The sequence below is a fragment of the Chelatococcus sp. CO-6 genome, assembly GCF_001271345.1.
GTDB classification, from domain to species: Bacteria; Pseudomonadota; Alphaproteobacteria; order Rhizobiales; family Beijerinckiaceae; genus Chelatococcus_A; species Chelatococcus_A caeni.
This window is the reverse complement of sequence record NZ_CP012398.1, coordinates 2,027,656-2,043,853: the sequence shown is the minus strand read 5'-3', so window position 1 is coordinate 2,043,853 and position 16,198 is coordinate 2,027,656. Positions and strand designations below refer to the sequence as shown.

Here is a 16,198-nt window from a genome sequence, read left to right as displayed (position 1 = left end):
CCCGCCCGCTGTGGGTCGGGCGCCCCGCCCGATCAGGCACGACATCGGGGCCCTGGGCCCGCCGGTCGATCACCAGATCCTTGTACATGAGCGCTGCGGCGAGGCAAGTGCGGCTCCGGCACGGCTCACGCCGCCGGCATCTTGCCGACGGCCGCGGCGACCGCCTCGGCCATGCCGGGGTCACGGGCGTCGTGGCCGGCCCCGCCAACGAGGACGAGTTCGCTGCCGGGCCAGCGGCGCGCGAGGCGCCAGGGCGTCACAGGCGGCCCGCCGAAGTCAAGCCGGCCATGGACGAGGACGGCGGGGATCTCGCCGAAGCCCTCCGCCGCGGCGAGCAGTTCGCCCTCCCCGAGCCAGCCGGCATGGCGCCAATAGTGGGTGACAAGCCTCGCGAAGCCGAGGCGGAAGGCGGCATCGTTCCAGCGCGGATGCGGACGGTGGTCGGGATGGACGGCGAGGATCGCAGCCTCCCAGTCGCACCAGTCGCGGGCCGCCTTGCCGTGCACGGCTGGGTCGGGATCGACGAGCAGGCGGTGATAAGCCTCGACAAGGCTGCCGTCGCGCGCTTCGAGCGGCACGCCGCTGCAGAAGCGCTCCCACGCCTCGGGAAAGAACATGCCGACGCCGCGCGTGATCCAGTCGATCTCCGCGGCGCTCGTCAGGGCGATGCTGTAGAGCACCATGGCCGCGACGCGCGCGCGATGGCGCGCCGCATAGGCGAGCGCTAGCGTGGAGCCCCAGGAGCCGCCGAGGACGAGCCAGCGCGCGATGCCGAGATGGCATCTCAGCCGCTCGATATCGGCGACGAGATGGGCCGTCGTGTTCGCCGACAGGTCTGTGCCGGGGGCGCTCGCATGGGGCGTGCTGCGGCCGCAGCCGCGCTGGTCGAAGAGCACGATGCGCCAGCGCAGCGGATCGAAATAACGCAGCGCACCGACGGAGATGCCGGAGCCCGGCCCGCCGTGGAGAACGACCGCCGGCTCACCCTGCGGATTGCCGCAGGTCTCCCAATAGATGCGGTGCCCGTCGCCGACATCGAGCATGCCGGCGGCATGGGGCGTGGTTTCGGGCAGGAGGCCTGTCATCCTGCGGCCATACCGCAGGTGCCATGGCGGGCATATGACGCTCTCACCCCTCATCCGCCAGCGGATGCAGGTCGCGCACCATGGCCTTCAGCCGCTCGTCGAGCACATGGGTATAGATCTGGGTCGTGGCGATGTCGGCGTGGCCGAGCAGCTCCTGCACGATGCGCAGGTCCGCGCCGTTCTGCAGGAGATGGCTGGCGAAGGCATGCCGCAGAACGTGCGGGCTGACGCGCGCCGGGTCGAGGCCCACGGCAACGGCGAGGTCCTTCAGTTCGCGGGCGAAGGCCTGGCGGGTCAGGTGGCCGCTCTCGCTGTCGGCCGGGAAGAGCCAGGAAGACGGCCCGTCTGTGGCCTCGCCCGTGGCGGCGAGGTCGAGCCAGGTCCGCATCGCCCGGCGCGCTGCCTCGGTCAGCGGCACCAGCCGCTCCTTGCCGCCCTTGCCCTTGACGAGGAGGAAGCGCTCCTTCGTGCGCGCCGCGGCCACGGGCAGCGAGACGAGCTCCGACACGCGCAGCCCCGTGGCGTAGATGAGCTCGAGAAGGCAGGCGAGACGGGCGGCGCGGCGGCGCTCGCGCAGGGGGCGCTTCTCGTCGTCGATGCCCTCGTGCGCCGTGGCGATGAGCCGGTCGACCTCGGCGACGCTGAGAACCTTCGGCAGCGGACGGCCCTGCTTCGGCCCCTCGATGGCGCCGGTCGGGTCGTCGCCGCGGTAACCTTCCGCATAGAGGAACTTGTGCAGCTGCCTGACGGCCGACAGGCGGCGCGCCGCCGAGCTCGCCTTGAAGCCGCGGGCGTGGACGTCCTGCAGATAGGCGCGCACCGTCGCCGCATCCGCATCCGCCAGGCCCGTGCCCGCCGCGGCGAGGAAGCTGGTGTAGTCTTCGAGATCGCGCCCGTAGGCGGCGAGCGTATTGGCGGAGGCGCCGCGCTCGGCCGCGAGCATGTCGAGATAGAGGGCGATCAGCCGGTCGTCGCGCATGGTCAGCTGCCGGGGTCACTTGCCGAGGCGGGAATTGGGAATGGTCACCGTGATCTCGCGCTCCTGCGGCTCGACGAAGGTGGCGAGCGCGAACATGCCGGCATAGACGGCGCCGACGATGAACCCAACGACGAAAAGAAAGCGGAACAGGGTGGGCACGTGTCGTGAGCCTGCCGTCAAAATCCATGCCGCGGCCACCGTGGCGCGGCTTTCCCGTCCGTGATAGTGAAGCATCGAAGAGTGAATACCAAGATGACGAGCTATCAGGACATGGCGACCGTGGACGACGAGGCTCCACCGGCCGCCCTCGCGCCCGACGCGCTGCGCCGCAGCCTCGGCACGCGTTCGATCGTGCTCGTGGGCATGATGGGCGCGGGCAAGAGCACGGTCGGGCGGCGGCTCGCCGCAAGGCTCGGCCTCACTTTCGTCGATGCCGACAACGAGATCGAGGCGGCGGCCGGCATGACGATCCCCGAGATCTTCGCCGCCCACGGCGAGACCGCCTTCCGCGACGGCGAGCGGCGGGTGATCGAGCGGCTGCTCGGCGAGGGGCCGCAGGTGCTCGCCACCGGCGGCGGCGCCTACATGAACGCGGAGACGCGCGCGCGAATCGCCGAAGCCGGGATCTCGGTGTGGCTCAAGGCCGACCTCGACGTGCTGATCAGGCGCGTGCGCAAGCGCCCCAACCGGCCGCTACTGCAGACGCCCGATCCGGAAAAGACCCTGCGCGGGCTCATCGAGCTGCGCTACCCGGTCTATGCCGAGGCCGCCATCACCGTGATCTCGCGCGATGCCCCGCACGAGGCGGTGGTGGAGGACATCATCCGGCGCCTCTCCGCCTTCCTCCAATCGCCCGCCGGCCGCGCATAACGGGCCCTGCCGTGACAACATCCCCTTCCCCCGCCCGCTCCGCCACCCCTGCGCGCGTCGTCAGTGTGTCGCTCGGCGAGCGGTCCTACGACATCCGGATCGGCCGCGGCGTCCTCGCCGAGGCGGGCTCCGCCGTGGCGGCGCTCAAGCCCGCCGCCTGCGCCATCGTCAGCGACGAGACGGTCGCGCCGCTGCATGCGGCGGCGCTCGAGGCCTCCCTCGCAGCCGCCGGCCTCACGACGGCCCTCGTCACCGTGCCGGCCGGCGAGTCCTCGAAGAGCTACGCCCGGTTCGCCGAAGTGTGCGACGGCATCCTCGCGGCGCGCATCGAGCGCGGTGACCTCGTCATCGCGCTCGGCGGCGGCGTGGTCGGCGATCTTGCGGGCTTCGCCGCCGCGGTCGTGCGGCGCGGCGTGCGCTTCGTGCAGGTGCCGACGACGCTGCTCGCGCAGGTCGATTCCTCCGTCGGCGGCAAGACCGGTATCAACTCGCCCCACGGCAAGAACCTCGTCGGCGCCTTCCACCAGCCGAGCCTGGTGCTTGCCGATACGGCGCTGCTCGACACGCTGCCCGCGCGGGAGTTCCGCGCCGGCTATGCCGAGGTGGTGAAATACGGCCTCATCAACGATGCCGGCTTCTTCGACTGGTGCGAGGCGAACGGCACGCGCGTCTTCGCCCCCGGCGACGAGCGCGACCATGCGGTGGCGGTGAGCTGCGCCGCCAAGGCCGCCATCGTCTCGCGTGACGAGCGCGAGACGGGCGAGCGGGCGCTGCTCAACCTCGGCCACACCTTCGCCCATGCGCTCGAGCGCGCCTGCCGCTACGACGGCAGCCGCCTCGTGCACGGCGAGGCGGTGGCCATCGGCCTTGCCCTCGCCTTCCGCTTCTCGCAGCGGCTCGGCCTGTGCCCCGGCCAGGACGCGGTGCGCGTCGCCCGGCATCTGCAGGCCGTCGGCCTGCCGTCGCGGCTCCAGGACGTGCCCGGCGGCGTCGGTACGGCGGACAGCCTCATCGACGCCATGGGCCAGGACAAGAAGGTGGAGCGCGGGGCGCTCACCTTCATTCTGGCGCGCGGCATCGGCGAGAGCTTCGTCGCCAAGGGCATCGAGGCGGGCGCCGTGCGCGATTTTCTCACGGAGGAACTGCAGCCGTCATGACGGCCGACCTTTGGCTTGCGCTCGGGACCGTTTTCATCTGCCTCATTCTCTCGGCCTTCTTCTCCGGCTCCGAGACGGCGCTGACCGGCGCCTCGCGCGCACGCATGCATGCGCTGGAGAAGGGCGGCGATGCGAACGCCAGCATCGTCAACCGCCTGCTCGCCATGCGCGAGCGGCTGATCGGCGCCATCCTCATCGGCAACAACATCGTCAACATTCTCGCCTCGTCCCTGGCGACGAGCGTGCTGGTCGCACTCTTCGGCAGCGCCGGGGTGATCTATGCGACGGCGGCGATGACCGTGCTCGTGGTCGTCTTTTCCGAGGTGATGCCGAAGACCGTCGCCATCAACTCCCCTGACCGGGTGGCGCTCCTCGTCTCGCGGCCGGTCGCCTTCATCGTGGCCCTGTTCGGGCCGCTCGCCCTTGCCGTCGAGGCCGTCGTGCGGCTGACGCTCAGGCCCTTCGGCATCCGCATCGGCGAGAACCAGGCGATCCTCTCCGCCCACGAGGAGCTGCGCGGCACGGTCGACCTGCTGCACCGCGAGGGCGGCGTGGTGAAGGACGACCGCGACATGCTCGGCGGGCTCCTCGACCTGCAGGACCTCGAGGTCTCGGACGTGATGGTCCATCGCACCAAGATGCGCACCATCAACGCCGACCTGCCGCCACAGGAACTCGTCAGCGAGGTGCTCTCCTCGCCCTATACGCGCCTGCCCCTGTGGCGGGGCACGGGCGACAACATCATCGGCATCCTGCACGCCAAGGACCTGCTCCGGGCGCTCGCCGCCGCCGGCGGCGACGCGGAGAAGCTCGACATCGAGAAGATCGCCCTGCCGGCGTGGTTCGTGCCGGACACGACCGGCCTCGTCGACCAGCTGCGCGCCTTCCTGTCCAAGAAGACGCACTTTGCCCTCGTCGTCGACGAATACGGGGAGGTGATGGGCCTCATCACCCTCGAGGACATCATCGAGGAGATCGTCGGCGACATCAAAGACGAGCACGACATCATCGTGCAGGGCGTGCGGCCGCTGCCGGACGGCTCCATCAACGTCGACGGCTCGGTGCCGATCCGCGACCTCAACCGGGCCATGGACTGGGACCTGCCGGACGAGGAGGCGACGACCATCGCCGGCCTCGTCATCCACGAGGCGCAGACCATTCCCGAGCAGGGCCAGGCCTTCACCTTCCACAATTTCCGCTTTCAGGTGCTGCGCAAGACGCGCAACCGCATCACGCTGCTCCGCGTGACGCCGCTCATCCCACGTCGCAAGGCGGCGGGCGAGTAGGGCATCGAAGGTTCTGCCCACGGCGGTTCTGTCGACGTGAAGAGCATCGGCCCGGCAACGCGACCGGGCCGTCATGGCCGGGCTTGTCCCGGACATCCACGCCCTTTGAGGCAGCACGAGCGTCAGGGCGTGGATGCCCGCGACGAGCGCGGGCATGACGGCGGGTGGCCGTGCGGCGATTGCCTAGCCGCGGCCCCATGGCACACACCACCACGGCCCACCGAAACCTCACGTCTCGGCGATGCCGGCGCCCTCCGGCTGCGTCTCGGCCTCGGCCAGGAACTGCGCCCGGGCGAGGGCCGCGAAATGGCCGCCCTTGGCCACCAGCTCCGCGAAGCTGCCGCTCTCGATGATGCGGCCGTCGGAGAAGACGAGGATGCGGTCGGCGTTGCGGATGGTGGCGAGCCGGTGGGCGATGACGAAGGTGGTGCGCCCGGCCATGACCGCCTCGAGCGCCTTCTGCAGCTTCGCCTCCGTCGCCGCGTCGAGCGCGCTCGTCGCCTCGTCGAGGATGAGGATCGGCGGGTTCTTGAGAAGGACGCGGGCAATCGACAGGCGCTGGCGCTCGCCGCCCGAGAGCGTGCGCCCGCGCTCGCCGATGACGGTGGCGAGCCCGTCCGGCTGGCGGGCGAGAAACTCGCTCGCCTGAGCTTTCGCGAGCGCCGCCCGCATCTCGTCCTCGCTCGCGTCGGGCTTGCCGGCGGCGAGGTTCTCGGCGATCGAGCGGGCAAAGAGCATCGGCTCCTGGAAGACGACGCCGATATTGTGGCGCAGGCTCTCGAGTGTCAGCGAACGGATGTCGCGCCCGTCCACCGAGATCGTGCCCGATTGCGGATCGAAGGCCCGGTAGAGCAGGCCGAGCGTCGTCGACTTGCCCGAACCGGTGGCGCCGACGAGCGCCACCGTCTCGCCGGGGGAGACCGCGAAGGTCACATCCGCCACCGCGGACCGCTTGCCGTCGTAGGAGAAGCTCACCCCCTCGAAGGCGACGGCGCCGGAGAGCTGCCCGGCAGCGACCGCATCCGGCCGGTCGGCGACCGTGGGGGCAGTGTCCGCCACGGCGAAGAACTCGGCGATCTTCGGCGCCTGCATGAAGAGCACGTTGACGAAGCCGACCGCCTGCTCCAGCCGGCCGATGAGCAAGGTGGCGAGGCTCATGAAGGTGACGATCTCGCCGATACTGGCCTCGCCGCGCAGATGCAGCCAGGTGCCGAGGAGGAAGACGGCGAGGATGGTCAGCGTCGCCGCCGCACGCGTCGAGATGGTGGCGAGCGCCCACCAGGACAGGACGGGGGTCTGGGCCGCAAGCAGCCGATCTGTCGTCTCGCGCAGGGCGCGCGCCTCGGCCTCGATGCGCGTGAAGCTCTGGATGACGGGCACGTTGCCGAGGGCGTCCGAGGCCCGCTCGGCCAGCGCGCTGTGATAGCGCTCGACCGTGCCCTGCATGGTCTGCGTGCGCCTGAGGACGAAATTGATGAGCACCGCAAAGACGAGGACGAGGACGAGCAGCAGCGCGCCGAGGCGCAGGTTGATGACGAGCGACAGCGGCAGCAGCACGACGAGCATGACGAAGGCGGCGCAATGCTCGCGGAAGAAGGAGAGCCACAGGCTCGCCATGCCGTTCGCGCCTTCCAGCATCACCTTGAGGAGCCGGCCGGAATGGTTCTCGCCGTGGAAGGACAGGGGCAGGCCGAGGACGTGCTCGAAGAGCCGCGCCATGACCGCGAGACGCCGGCGGTGCGACAGCCGGTCGGCATGCAGCGCGACGACGACGCCCATGGCGATCGAGAACAGGCCGAAGGCGACCCACAGGCTGGCGAACAGGGTAAGACGGCGCGTGTCGAGCGGCACATCCGGCGCCTGGGCGCGGGCGAGCACGTCGATGAGCCGGCCGAAGAGCACGGGCTCGGCGAACAGCGCCGCCGCGAGCGCGACATTGGCGAGGGCGAGCGTGAGCGCCAGGCGCGCCTCGTCCCTCAGCAGGCCGAGGACACGGGCGTAGAGACGGATGATCGACATGGATGTCCGCGAGGGTGGACCGGGCCCGCAGCTTGCCCGCCAGCGCCTGCCGCCGCAACCCGCCCGCCGGGCATTAACGCTTCCTTCACCGATGGCCCGCTTGCTGCCCAAAGAGCGCAACTCCGCCGCCTTGTCTTTGCCGCAACAGCCGAAGAGGTTGCCGCGGGCGAAGCCGGGGGGCTGCGCCGAAGCAGCGGATGCCGCATGCGCATGACACGTCCTGTCCCGATCCTTCGCGTTGCGGCGGCCATCGCCCTCGCCATTGGCCTCGTCCTGCCCGCCGCCGCGCAGGACGCGCCACCACAGCAGCAGCCGGCGCCGGTGCAGGCTGCGCCGGCACCGACGGCCGAGACCGGCAACGGCCAGGATGCCGGCGTCCACCGGGCGCAGCTCGATGGCGTACGGGCCCAGCTCGACCAGATCGAGAACGCCCTGACGCGCCAGGATCTTTCGGACGACGACCTGCAGCGGCTGCGCCAGCTGCTGGAGGCGCCGGCCGCCCGCATCCAGGCGACGCTCACGGCGCTGACGCCGAAGGCCGACGCAGTGAAGGCGCGGCTGACGCAGCTCGGCGCGGCGCCGGAGGCGGGTGCCGCGCCCGAGACGGTGGAGATCAGCCGTGAGCGGGAGGAGCGCAGCCGGTCGCTGAAGGAACTCGAGGACACGATCCGCCTCGCCAGGGCGCTGCAGGTGCAGTCCGAGCAGATCCGCACCACGCTGACCGAACGGCGGCAGGCGGCCTTCACGCGCATGATCTTCCAGCGCACGCACGGCCTCCTCAGCCCCGACCTCTGGTCGCGCATGCTCTCGGCCCTGCCGGGCGAGTTCGCCGCGCTCTCCACGGTCACGCGCGACTGGCTGGCGACCTTCGAGCGGCGCGCCCGCAGCGGCGAGGTGCTGGCGCTGCTCGCCGCCCTCGGCATCGGCCTTGCCCTGCATTTCGCGCGCGTCCGGCTGCTGCCGCATGTCGCACGCCGCCCCGCGGAGGTGACGGACCCGAGCCGGCTGCGGCAGTCCGTGACAGCCCTCGGCATCGTGCTCGCCCAGACCGTGCCGGTCCTTGCCGGGGCGCTGGTGCTCTATCTTGCGCTCGAGAGCATCCAGCTGCTGCCGCCGCGGGTTGCGCCCATCGTCGGGACCTTCCTGACGAGCCTCGTCTTTCTCGCCTTCGTGCGCTCTCTCGCCCATGGCCTCATCGCGCCCGGCCTGCCGGCCTGGCGGCTGGTGCCGGTGCAGGAGGGGACGGCGCGCATCCTCGTCACGGCGGTCACGACCGGCTCGGGCCTCGTCCTCCTGTTCACGACGGTGGAGCGCATCGCCGAATCCATCGGCGCCGACTATGCCGTCCTCGTCTTCCTGCGCGGCGTCCATGCCGCGGCGATCGCGGCGCTGCTGGCGGTGACGCTGCACCGGACGCAATCGTCCGGCGCCAGCGAGGAAGCCTGCCTCGGCCCCTACGTGCCCGACAGCCGGGCTGGCGGGCCGCTCAAGGCCCTCGGCTGGCTGGTGACGGCGATCATCGTCATCGCCTGCCTCGCGGGCTACATCGCCCTCGCCACCTTCCTCGTCGAGCAGGTCGTCTGGGTGGCGACGCTCGCGGCGGTGCTCTTCCTGCTGCTCGTCCTGGTCGAGGAGACCTTCGAGCACGCGATCCGCCCCGACAGCCGCTTCGCGCTGTCGCTGCAGACGAGCCTCGGGCTGCGCCGCCGCGCGCTCGACCAGTTGTCGGTGCTCGTGGGCGGCACCATCCGGATCCTGCTCGCCATCGGCGCCGTCGTGCTGGTGCTCGCGCCCTGGGGCATCGAATCGTCCGACATCCTCGGCTCGCTGCGCAGCGGGCTCGCCGGCATCCAGCTCGGCGAGGTCAGGCTGTCGCCGACGGCGATCGCCATCTCCATCGTCACCTTCCTCATCGTGATCGTGGTGACGCGGGCCGTGCAGCGCTGGCTCGACCAGAAGTTCCTGCCAGCGACGGAGCTCGATTCCGGGCTGCGCAATTCCATCCGCACGGCGGCCGGCTACCTCGGCTTCTTCCTCGCGGTCGCGCTCGCGACCGCCCAGATGGGGCTCAGCCTCGAGAAGATCGCGATCGTCGCCGGTGCCCTCTCGGTCGGTATCGGTTTCGGCCTGCAGTCGGTCGTCAACAACTTCGTCTCGGGCCTCATCCTCCTGTGGGAGCGGCCGATCCGCGTCGGGGACTGGGTGGTCGTCGGCGACGAGCAGGGCTACGTGCGGCGCATCAACGTGCGCGCCACGGAGATCGAGACCTTCGACCGCGCCGCGGTCATCGTGCCGAATTCCAACCTCATCTCCGGCGTCGTCAAGAACTGGGTGCACAACAACCGCATCGGCCGCATCATCGTGCCCGTCGGCGTCTCCTACGAGGCGGACCCGGACGAGGTGGCGCGCATCCTCGAGGGCTGCGCCCGCGAGCATTCCGAGGTCCTCAGCGAGCCCGCCCCGTCGGTGCTGTTCATCCGCTTCGGCGAATCCTCGCTCGATTTCGAGCTGCGCTGCTTCGTCGGCAATGTCGAAGCGTCGCTCGGCGTGAAGAGCGCTCTGCTCTTCGCCATCTTCCGCAAGCTGCGCGAGGCGGGCATCGAGATCCCCTATCCGCAGCGCGACCTCCACGTGCGCGGCACCGAGCGGCTGGAACAGGCGCTCGAGCGGCTGACGGGCACCACACAGGCCACGCCGGCGCCGGCAGGCGCGGCCGAGACGTCCAAACCTTCATAGGATGACCATGGTGAACGACCTCCCCGTCCGGCGCCTGTTGCGCCGCGCGCTTGCCGCGGCCCCGCTCGCGCTCCTTGCGGCCTGCTCTTCCCCGCCGCCGGATACGCAGCAGCCGGCCTTCTACCGCTCACTCGCCTCGGCGGGGGCGAGCGTCGATGCCGCGAGCGCCGCGGGCATGATCTCGGCCTATCGCCGCAACCACGGCCTGCCGCCCGTCGCCGTCGACGCCGCCCTGCAGCGCGAGGCGCAGGCAGAGGCTGAGCGCATGGCGGCGGCCGACAGGCCGAGCTCGGCCGATGCGGTGAAGCAGCGCCTCGCCGCGGCCGGGGTCGCCTCCCCCGCCGTCAACCTCTCGGCCGGCTATCACACTGTGGCGGAGGCCTTCTCCGGCTGGCGCGAATCGCCCCAGCACGACCGCACCATGCTGGCACCCGGCGCGACGCGCCTCGGCATCGCCACGGCCTATGCGCCGGGGTCGAAATACAAGGTCTACTGGGCGCTCATCGTCGCCAGCCCCTGAGAGGGCTCAGCGCGGGGCGACGGCGTGGAAGAAGGTGCCGCTGACGCGCCCGCGCACGTGGCCCACGGGGCCGATGTCCGTTCCATGCGCATCGCGCACCTGCGCCAGGCAATCGACCTCGCCCGGGGCACCGGCCGTCACCGAGGCATAGTGGAACTCGTGGCCGACGAGCACCGCGCCGGCGGAGCCGAGGACGCTGTCGCGGGCCAGCGTCGCGATGCGATAGCCGAGGTGCAGGCGGCGCCTGGCGAAGGAGGTGACCACGGGCAGGAGGCCGGCCATGGCGTGCGTCACACCTTCGGCATCCTCCAGCGCCTCGCCCAGCACCATGTAGCCGCCGCATTCGCCGTGCACCAGCCGGCTGGCCGCGAACCCGCGGAGGCCGTCGAGGAAGCGCGCATTGCCGGCGAGCCGCCCGGCATGCAGTTCCGGATAGCCGCCCGGCAGCCAGCAGGCGTCGCAATCGTCCGCCGGCGGCTCGTCCTCCAGCGGCGAGAACGGCACGATCTCCGCCCCCGCCTGCCGCCAGCCGTCGAGCACGTGCGGATAGACGAAGGAGAAGGCGGCATCCTGCGCCAGCGCGATGCGCCGGCCGGGCGGTGGCAGGCGGAGCGATGGAAGGCCGGGCGGTCGAAGGCTGGGCGATGAAGGACTGGGCGCCGTTCCCCTCCCCCCGCCTTGCGGTGGGGAGGGGCTAGGGGTGGGGGGTGTTCCCGCTTGGATGGGCCGGCTGTCGATCGTCGCGCCGCTGCCCCCCACCCCAACCCTCCCCGCCGCAAAGCGGGGGGAGGGAGCCTGTCGCTCCCGGTCGTCGCCAGCGTTTTGCGATTGCCGCGCTGCGCGCAGCAAGGCGTCGAGATCGATCGACGCCTCCGCGAGGTCCGCCAGCGCGTCGAGGCGGGCGGCGAGGTCGGCCGTCTCGCCCGCCTGGACGAGGCCGAGGTGGCGCTCGGGCAGGATGATCTCCTTGCGGCGCATGACGACGCCGAGGACGGGCAGGTCGATGCGCGCCATGCCGTCGGCCGCGAGGCGCCGGTGGCGCTCGCTCGCGACGTTGTTGAGGATGACGCCGGCGATCGTCACGCGTGGATCGTAGCTGCGGAAGCCGAGGGCCGTCGCCGCCGCCGACTGCGCCTGGCCCGAGACGTCGAGCACCAGCACGACCGGCCAGCCGAAGCGGGCGGCGATGTCGGCGCTGGCGCCGGTCGCCCCCTCGCCGCCGGTCACGCCGTCGAAGAGCCCCATGGAGCCCTCGGCAATGACGAGGTCGGCCGCCGCATGGCCGGCGACGAGATCCTCCAGCAGGGCCGGCGGCATGGCGAAGCTGTCGAGGTTGAAGCTCGGCCGCCCGGTCGCCGCGGCATGGAAGGCGGGGTCGATATAGTCCGGCCCGCATTTGGCGCCCTGCACGGCAAAGCCGCGCCGGCTGAGCGCCCGCATCACCGCGAGCGTGATCGTCGTCTTGCCGGAGCCGGAGCGCGGGGCGGCGATGAGCAGGCCGGGGCTCACGAAGCCTCCCTCAGGCGGGCGGCGAGCGTGGCGCGGAACCGCGCGATGGCGCCCACGGCGATCACCGCCGGCGCGTTGAGGCCGCCGGCGGCGGCGAGCGCGGCAAGCTCGTCGAGCGTGCCCTCCACCAGCCGCTCGGCCGGGGTCGAGACCTGCTCCACTGCGAGCGCCGGCGTCGCGCCCGGCATGCCGCCGTCCTTGAGCCCGGCCACGATGGCCGGCAGGTTGGCGACGGCCATGTAGAGAACGATCGGTACACCGGCGCGGGCGAGCGCTGCCCAGTCGGCCCCCGCCTCGCCCGGCGCCGCATGGCCGGTGGCGAGGATGACGGCCTGGTTGGTGTCGCGCGTCGTCGCCGGCACCGCATGGGCGGCAAGAGCAGCGATGCCGCTCGACAGGCCGGGCACCACGTGGAACGGCACGCCGGCGGCGGCGAGCGCCAGCACCTCCTCGCCACCGCGGCCGAAGACGAAGGGATCGCCCCCCTTGAGGCGCAGCACGCGCAGCCCTTCGCGCGCGAGCGCGATCAATCGCTCGCAGATGTCGCGCTGGCTCGCCGAGGGCTTGCCGCCGCGCTTGCCGGCATATTCGCGCCGGGCTGAAGGCGGCGCGAGCGCGAGGATGCGCGGATCGACGAGCGCGTCGTGGACGATGACGTCCGCTTCGGCGAGCGCCTTGACGGCATGGAGCGTCAGGAGCCCGGGGTCGCCGGGCCCGGCGCCGACGAGCCACACCGAGCCGGGCGCGAAGGCGGGCGTCTCGATCTCCGGCAGCCTCATCACGTCTCGCTCTCCCCCTCCTGCGGGCGGAAGCGCCGCGCATAGGTCTTCGTATAAAGCGCGCTGTCGCGGAAATCCTCCCGGGCGAGCGCCGGCCCGACGAGGATGAGCGCGGTGCGCTCCAGCTTCTCGCGCGCCACCTCGCCGGCGATGCTGGCGAGGGTGCCCCTCAGGATACGCTCGTCCGGCCAGGACGCACGCCAGACCACGGCCGCCGGGCAATCCGACCCGTAGTGCGGCGCGAGCTCCTCCGCCACCTTGTCGACGACATGGATGGAGAGATGGATGGCGAGCGTCGCGCCCGTCGCGGCGAAGGCGGTGAGCTTCTCCCTGTCCGGCATGGGCGAGGCGCGGCCGCCGGTGCGGGTGAGCACGAGCGACTGGGCGACGCCCGGCAGGGTCAGCTCACGCCCGAGCGCGGCCGCCGCCGCCGCGAAGGCCGGCACGCCCGGCGTCAGCGTATAGGGAATGCCGAGCGCATCGAGCCGGCGCATCTGCTCGGCCACCGCGCTCCAGATGGAGAGGTCGCCGGAGTGGAGGCGCGCCACGTCCTGCCCGAGCGCATGGGCACGCTCGAACTCGGCGGCGATGGCATCGAGGTCGAGCCCGGCCGTATCGACGAGGCGCGCGCCCGGCGGGCACCAGGAGAGGATCTCCGGCGGCAGGATGGAGCCGGCATAGAGGCAGACGGGGCAGCGCTCGATGAGGCTGCGCCCCCGCAGGGTCATGAGATCGGCGGCGCCGGGACCCGCGCCGATGAAATGGACGGTCATGGCCCCTCCCCTTCAGCCACGGCGCAGGTCGCGCCCGCTTCCGCAAGGCGCGGCACGAGAAGGCGCGCGCCGCGCCCGGCGGCGACGAGCGCCGCAGCCTCGGCGACGGAGCCGACGCCGTAGCGGGCAAGGTTTTCGGGCGAGCGCGTCACCACGGCCGCCTCGACCGCCTGCATGGCCGCGCGCGATACCGGCGCGAGCGGCAGGCCCATGAGGCGCGCCGCCGCGGCCACCGCCGGCAGGTCCGCGCGCCAGTCCGGCACGGCGAGCACGGAGGCCTCCAGTCCGGCATGGGCCAATGCCCGGCGTGCGAGCGCCGCGATGGCCGCCCCGTCGGCGACGCTCGAAAGACCGATGCCGAGGGCGATCATGGCTTTGCCACCACCCATTGCGTCACGGGCATCGCCGTGCGCCAGCCATGGAAGCCGCCGACCGGCTCGGCTCGGGCCACGGAGAGGCGCCGCAGCCGCCCCCCGTGGGCGGCAAAGAGCGCGGCGAGCCGCTGTTCGCTCTCGAGTGTCACGGCATTGGCGACGAGCCGCCCGCCGGCCGGCAAGGCGGCCCAGGCCACCTCGAAGACGCCGGCATCCGTCAGCCCCCCGCCGATGAAGATGGCCTCGGGCCGCGGCAGGTCGGCGAGCCCGTCCGGCGCCTTCGCGACCGTCACGGAGACGCCCGTGGCGCCGAGCCTGTCCGCATTCGCCGCGGCGCGCGCGGCGCGGTCCGGCCGCTCCTCCACGGCGAAAGCGCGGTTGCGGGGATGGGCGAGGCACCATTCGATGGCGATGGAGCCGGCGCCGGCGCCGATGTCCCACAGCACCCCGCCCGCGCGCGGGGCGAGCGCCGCCAGCGTCACGGCGCGGATCTCGCTCTTGGTGAGCTGGCCGTCGTTGTCGAACCAGGTATCGTCGCGCCCCGGCACGAGCGTGACGACCCGGGCGTCGGGGCCAGCGACGACCTCGACGGCGAGCGTGTTGAGCGGGCCGATCCGGGCGAGATCGAAGTTTTGCGCCGTCGCCGCAAGGCGCCTCTCGCGCGGCCCGCCCATGGACTCGAGCACGGTGAGGCGTGAGGCGCCGAAGCCGCGTTCCGTCAGCAGCGCAGCCACCTTGCCGGGCGTCGTGCCGTCCCATGTCAGCACGATGAGCCGCGCGCCGGGCTGCAGGTAAGGCACGATGCCGGCGAGCGCGCGTCCGTGCAGGCTGACCGTCGCCACGTCCGGCAGCGACCAGCCAAGGCGCGCGGCGGCGAGCGAGAAGGACGAGGGCTGCGGCAGGCACAGCAGCTCGTCGGCCGGCACGAGGGTGGCGAGCTGCACGCCGATGCCGTAGTTGAAGGGGTCCCCGCTCGCGAGGATGCACACCGGCCGGCCGCGATGGGCGAGGATCTCCGGAAAAGCCTCCTTGAGCGGGCTCGGCCAGGCGAGGGCCCGACCGGAAAAGGGCACCGCGAGCGCGAGGTGCCGCTCCCCGCCGACAACAAGTTCGGCCGCCTCGAGCGCGGCGAGCGCGGCGGGGGACAGGCCGGCGCGCCCGTCCTCCCCGATGCCGACGATGGTCAGCCAGGGCGTGGGGCTCGATATTGGCACGGCGCTCGACATCGGCGCTGCCTTGGGCGAGAAGTCCGGCATGTCAGCGGCCATGCGCATTCTCCTTCTCGGCGGCACCAGCGAGGCGACGGCCCTTGCCCGGCTCGTGGCGGAGGATACGCGGTTCGAGCCCGTCCTGTCGCTCGCCGGGCGCACGAGCGCGCCTGCCGCCGCGCCTGTCGCGACACGCATCGGCGGCTTCGGCGGCGTGGACGGGCTGGCGCATTTCCTCGCCGAGGAAAAGATCGCGGCCGTCGTCGATGCGACGCATCCCTTCGCCGCGCGCATCAGCGCAAACGCAGCCGCCACCTGCAGGATGGTAGGCGTGCCGCTCCTCGCCCTCGCCCGGCCGCCGTGGCAGCGCCGGCCGGGTGATAACTGGGTCGAGGTCGCCGATATGGCGGGCGCGGCGGCGGCGCTCGGCACGAAGCCTGCCCGCGTCTTCCTCACCATCGGGCGGCAGGAACTCGCCGCCTTCGCCGCGGCGCCGCAGCACCACTACGTCGTGCGCACCATCGAGCCGGCGGAGGGGCTTCTCGCGTCCGCCACGCTCATCCGGGCGCGCGGGCCGTTCGCGGTGGAGGACGAGATGGCGCTGATGCAGCGCGAGGCGATCGATGTCGTCGTCTCCAAGAACGCCGGCGGCCACGCCACCGAGGCGAAGATCATCGCTGCCCGCAATCTCGGACTGCCCGTCGTCATGGTGCGACGGCCCGACCGGCCGGAAGCGCCGACGGTCGAGACCGCCGAGGCGGCGCTCGTGTGGCTCATTGCCAGGCACCGGAGCGCCAGCGTCCCCTCCCCCTTGCGGGGGAGGGTTAGGGAGGGGGGTAGCGCCATCCGCTGCACAAGCGACCGGCTCCCGGCCTGACGACCCCCACCCCCGACCCCTCCCCG

15 protein-coding genes are annotated in these 16,198 nt (G+C 72.1%); 6 read left to right on the top strand and 9 right to left on the bottom strand.

Annotated features, from left to right (window positions below; genetic code table 11):
- Positions 1–125: 125 nt before the first annotated feature.
- Genes pip through AL346_RS09585 form a run of 3 tightly spaced genes read right to left on the bottom strand, consistent with a single transcriptional unit; the run spans position 126 to position 2,223 of the window.
- Positions 126–1,085: a prolyl aminopeptidase gene (gene pip / locus AL346_RS09595; RefSeq protein ID WP_019402537.1), complete on the bottom strand. Its 960-nt coding sequence runs from the start codon at positions 1,083–1,085 to the stop codon at positions 126–128.
- A gap of 43 nt (positions 1,086–1,128) precedes the next feature.
- The gene (xerD, locus tag AL346_RS09590) at positions 1,129–2,064 is read right to left on the bottom strand and encodes a site-specific tyrosine recombinase XerD (RefSeq protein ID WP_053193593.1); all 936 of its coding nucleotides are present in this window, start codon (positions 2,062–2,064) and stop codon (positions 1,129–1,131) included.
- Positions 2,065–2,079: 15 nt separating this feature from the next.
- Positions 2,080–2,223 (bottom strand): hypothetical protein, encoded by a 144-nt coding sequence (locus AL346_RS09585; RefSeq protein ID WP_019402539.1) that lies wholly within the window; start codon positions 2,221–2,223, stop codon positions 2,080–2,082.
- A 93-nt stretch (positions 2,224–2,316) separates the two neighbouring features.
- Between AL346_RS09585 and AL346_RS09580 the strand changes: the two genes are divergently transcribed.
- From AL346_RS09580 to AL346_RS09570, 3 genes are all read left to right on the top strand, one after another.
- Complete coding sequence (locus AL346_RS09580) at positions 2,317–2,934, top strand: shikimate kinase (RefSeq protein ID WP_019402540.1); 618 nt, start codon at positions 2,317–2,319, stop codon at positions 2,932–2,934.
- 65 nt (positions 2,935–2,999) lie between these two features.
- Positions 3,000–4,091, top strand: coding sequence for a 3-dehydroquinate synthase (gene aroB, locus AL346_RS09575; protein ID WP_019402541.1), 1,092 nt, complete (start codon positions 3,000–3,002; stop codon positions 4,089–4,091).
- Positions 4,088–5,377: an HlyC/CorC family transporter gene (locus tag AL346_RS09570; RefSeq protein ID WP_019402542.1), complete on the top strand. Its 1,290-nt coding sequence runs from the start codon at positions 4,088–4,090 to the stop codon at positions 5,375–5,377. Before aroB ends, AL346_RS09570 begins: the two co-directional genes overlap by 4 nt.
- Before the next feature lie 228 nt (positions 5,378–5,605).
- Here the strand turns inward: AL346_RS09570 and AL346_RS09565 are convergent, their stop codons facing one another.
- Positions 5,606–7,396 carry a glucan ABC transporter ATP-binding protein/ permease gene (locus AL346_RS09565; protein ID WP_019402543.1) on the bottom strand — a complete coding sequence of 597 codons (1,791 nt, stop codon included), beginning with the start codon at positions 7,394–7,396 and terminating at the stop codon, positions 5,606–5,608.
- Between the two features lie 210 nt (positions 7,397–7,606).
- Here AL346_RS09565 and AL346_RS09560 point away from each other — a divergent pair, with 210 nt between their 5' ends.
- Complete coding sequence (locus AL346_RS09560) at positions 7,607–10,132, top strand: DUF3772 domain-containing protein (protein WP_197286609.1); 2,526 nt, start codon at positions 7,607–7,609, stop codon at positions 10,130–10,132.
- 1 nt (position 10,133) lies between these two features.
- A complete protein-coding gene (locus AL346_RS09555; protein ID WP_019402545.1) occupies positions 10,134–10,652 on the top strand; it encodes a CAP domain-containing protein in 519 nt (172 codons plus the stop codon).
- Positions 10,653–10,658: 6 nt separating this feature from the next.
- Here AL346_RS09555 and AL346_RS09550 read toward each other — a convergent pair whose 3' ends face one another.
- Genes AL346_RS09550 through cbiE form a run of 5 tightly spaced genes read right to left on the bottom strand, consistent with a single transcriptional unit; the run spans position 10,659 to position 15,343 of the window.
- On the bottom strand, positions 10,659–12,161 hold the full coding sequence (locus tag AL346_RS09550; RefSeq protein WP_053193590.1) for a cobyrinate a,c-diamide synthase: 1,503 nt from the start codon (positions 12,159–12,161) through the stop codon (positions 10,659–10,661).
- On the bottom strand, positions 12,158–12,940 hold the full coding sequence (gene cobA, locus AL346_RS09545) for a uroporphyrinogen-III C-methyltransferase (RefSeq protein ID WP_019401673.1): 783 nt from the start codon (positions 12,938–12,940) through the stop codon (positions 12,158–12,160). The genes AL346_RS09550 and cobA overlap by 4 nt, the downstream gene beginning before the upstream one ends.
- Positions 12,940–13,713, bottom strand: coding sequence for a precorrin-4 C(11)-methyltransferase (cobM, locus tag AL346_RS09540; RefSeq protein ID WP_019401674.1), 774 nt, complete (start codon positions 13,711–13,713; stop codon positions 12,940–12,942). Before cobM ends, cobA begins: the two co-directional genes overlap by 1 nt.
- A complete protein-coding gene (locus AL346_RS09535; protein ID WP_019401675.1) occupies positions 13,710–14,084 on the bottom strand; it encodes a cobalamin biosynthesis protein in 375 nt (124 codons plus the stop codon). The genes cobM and AL346_RS09535 overlap by 4 nt, the downstream gene beginning before the upstream one ends.
- A complete protein-coding gene (gene cbiE, locus AL346_RS09530) occupies positions 14,081–15,343 on the bottom strand; it encodes a precorrin-6y C5,15-methyltransferase (decarboxylating) subunit CbiE (protein ID WP_371179630.1) in 1,263 nt (420 codons plus the stop codon). Before cbiE ends, AL346_RS09535 begins: the two co-directional genes overlap by 4 nt.
- Here cbiE and AL346_RS09525 point away from each other — a divergent pair.
- Positions 15,342–16,172 carry a cobalt-precorrin-6A reductase gene (locus AL346_RS09525; protein WP_053193587.1) on the top strand — a complete coding sequence of 277 codons (831 nt, stop codon included), beginning with the start codon at positions 15,342–15,344 and terminating at the stop codon, positions 16,170–16,172. The genes cbiE and AL346_RS09525 overlap by 2 nt on opposite strands.
- The last annotated feature ends 26 nt before the right edge of the window (positions 16,173–16,198 follow it).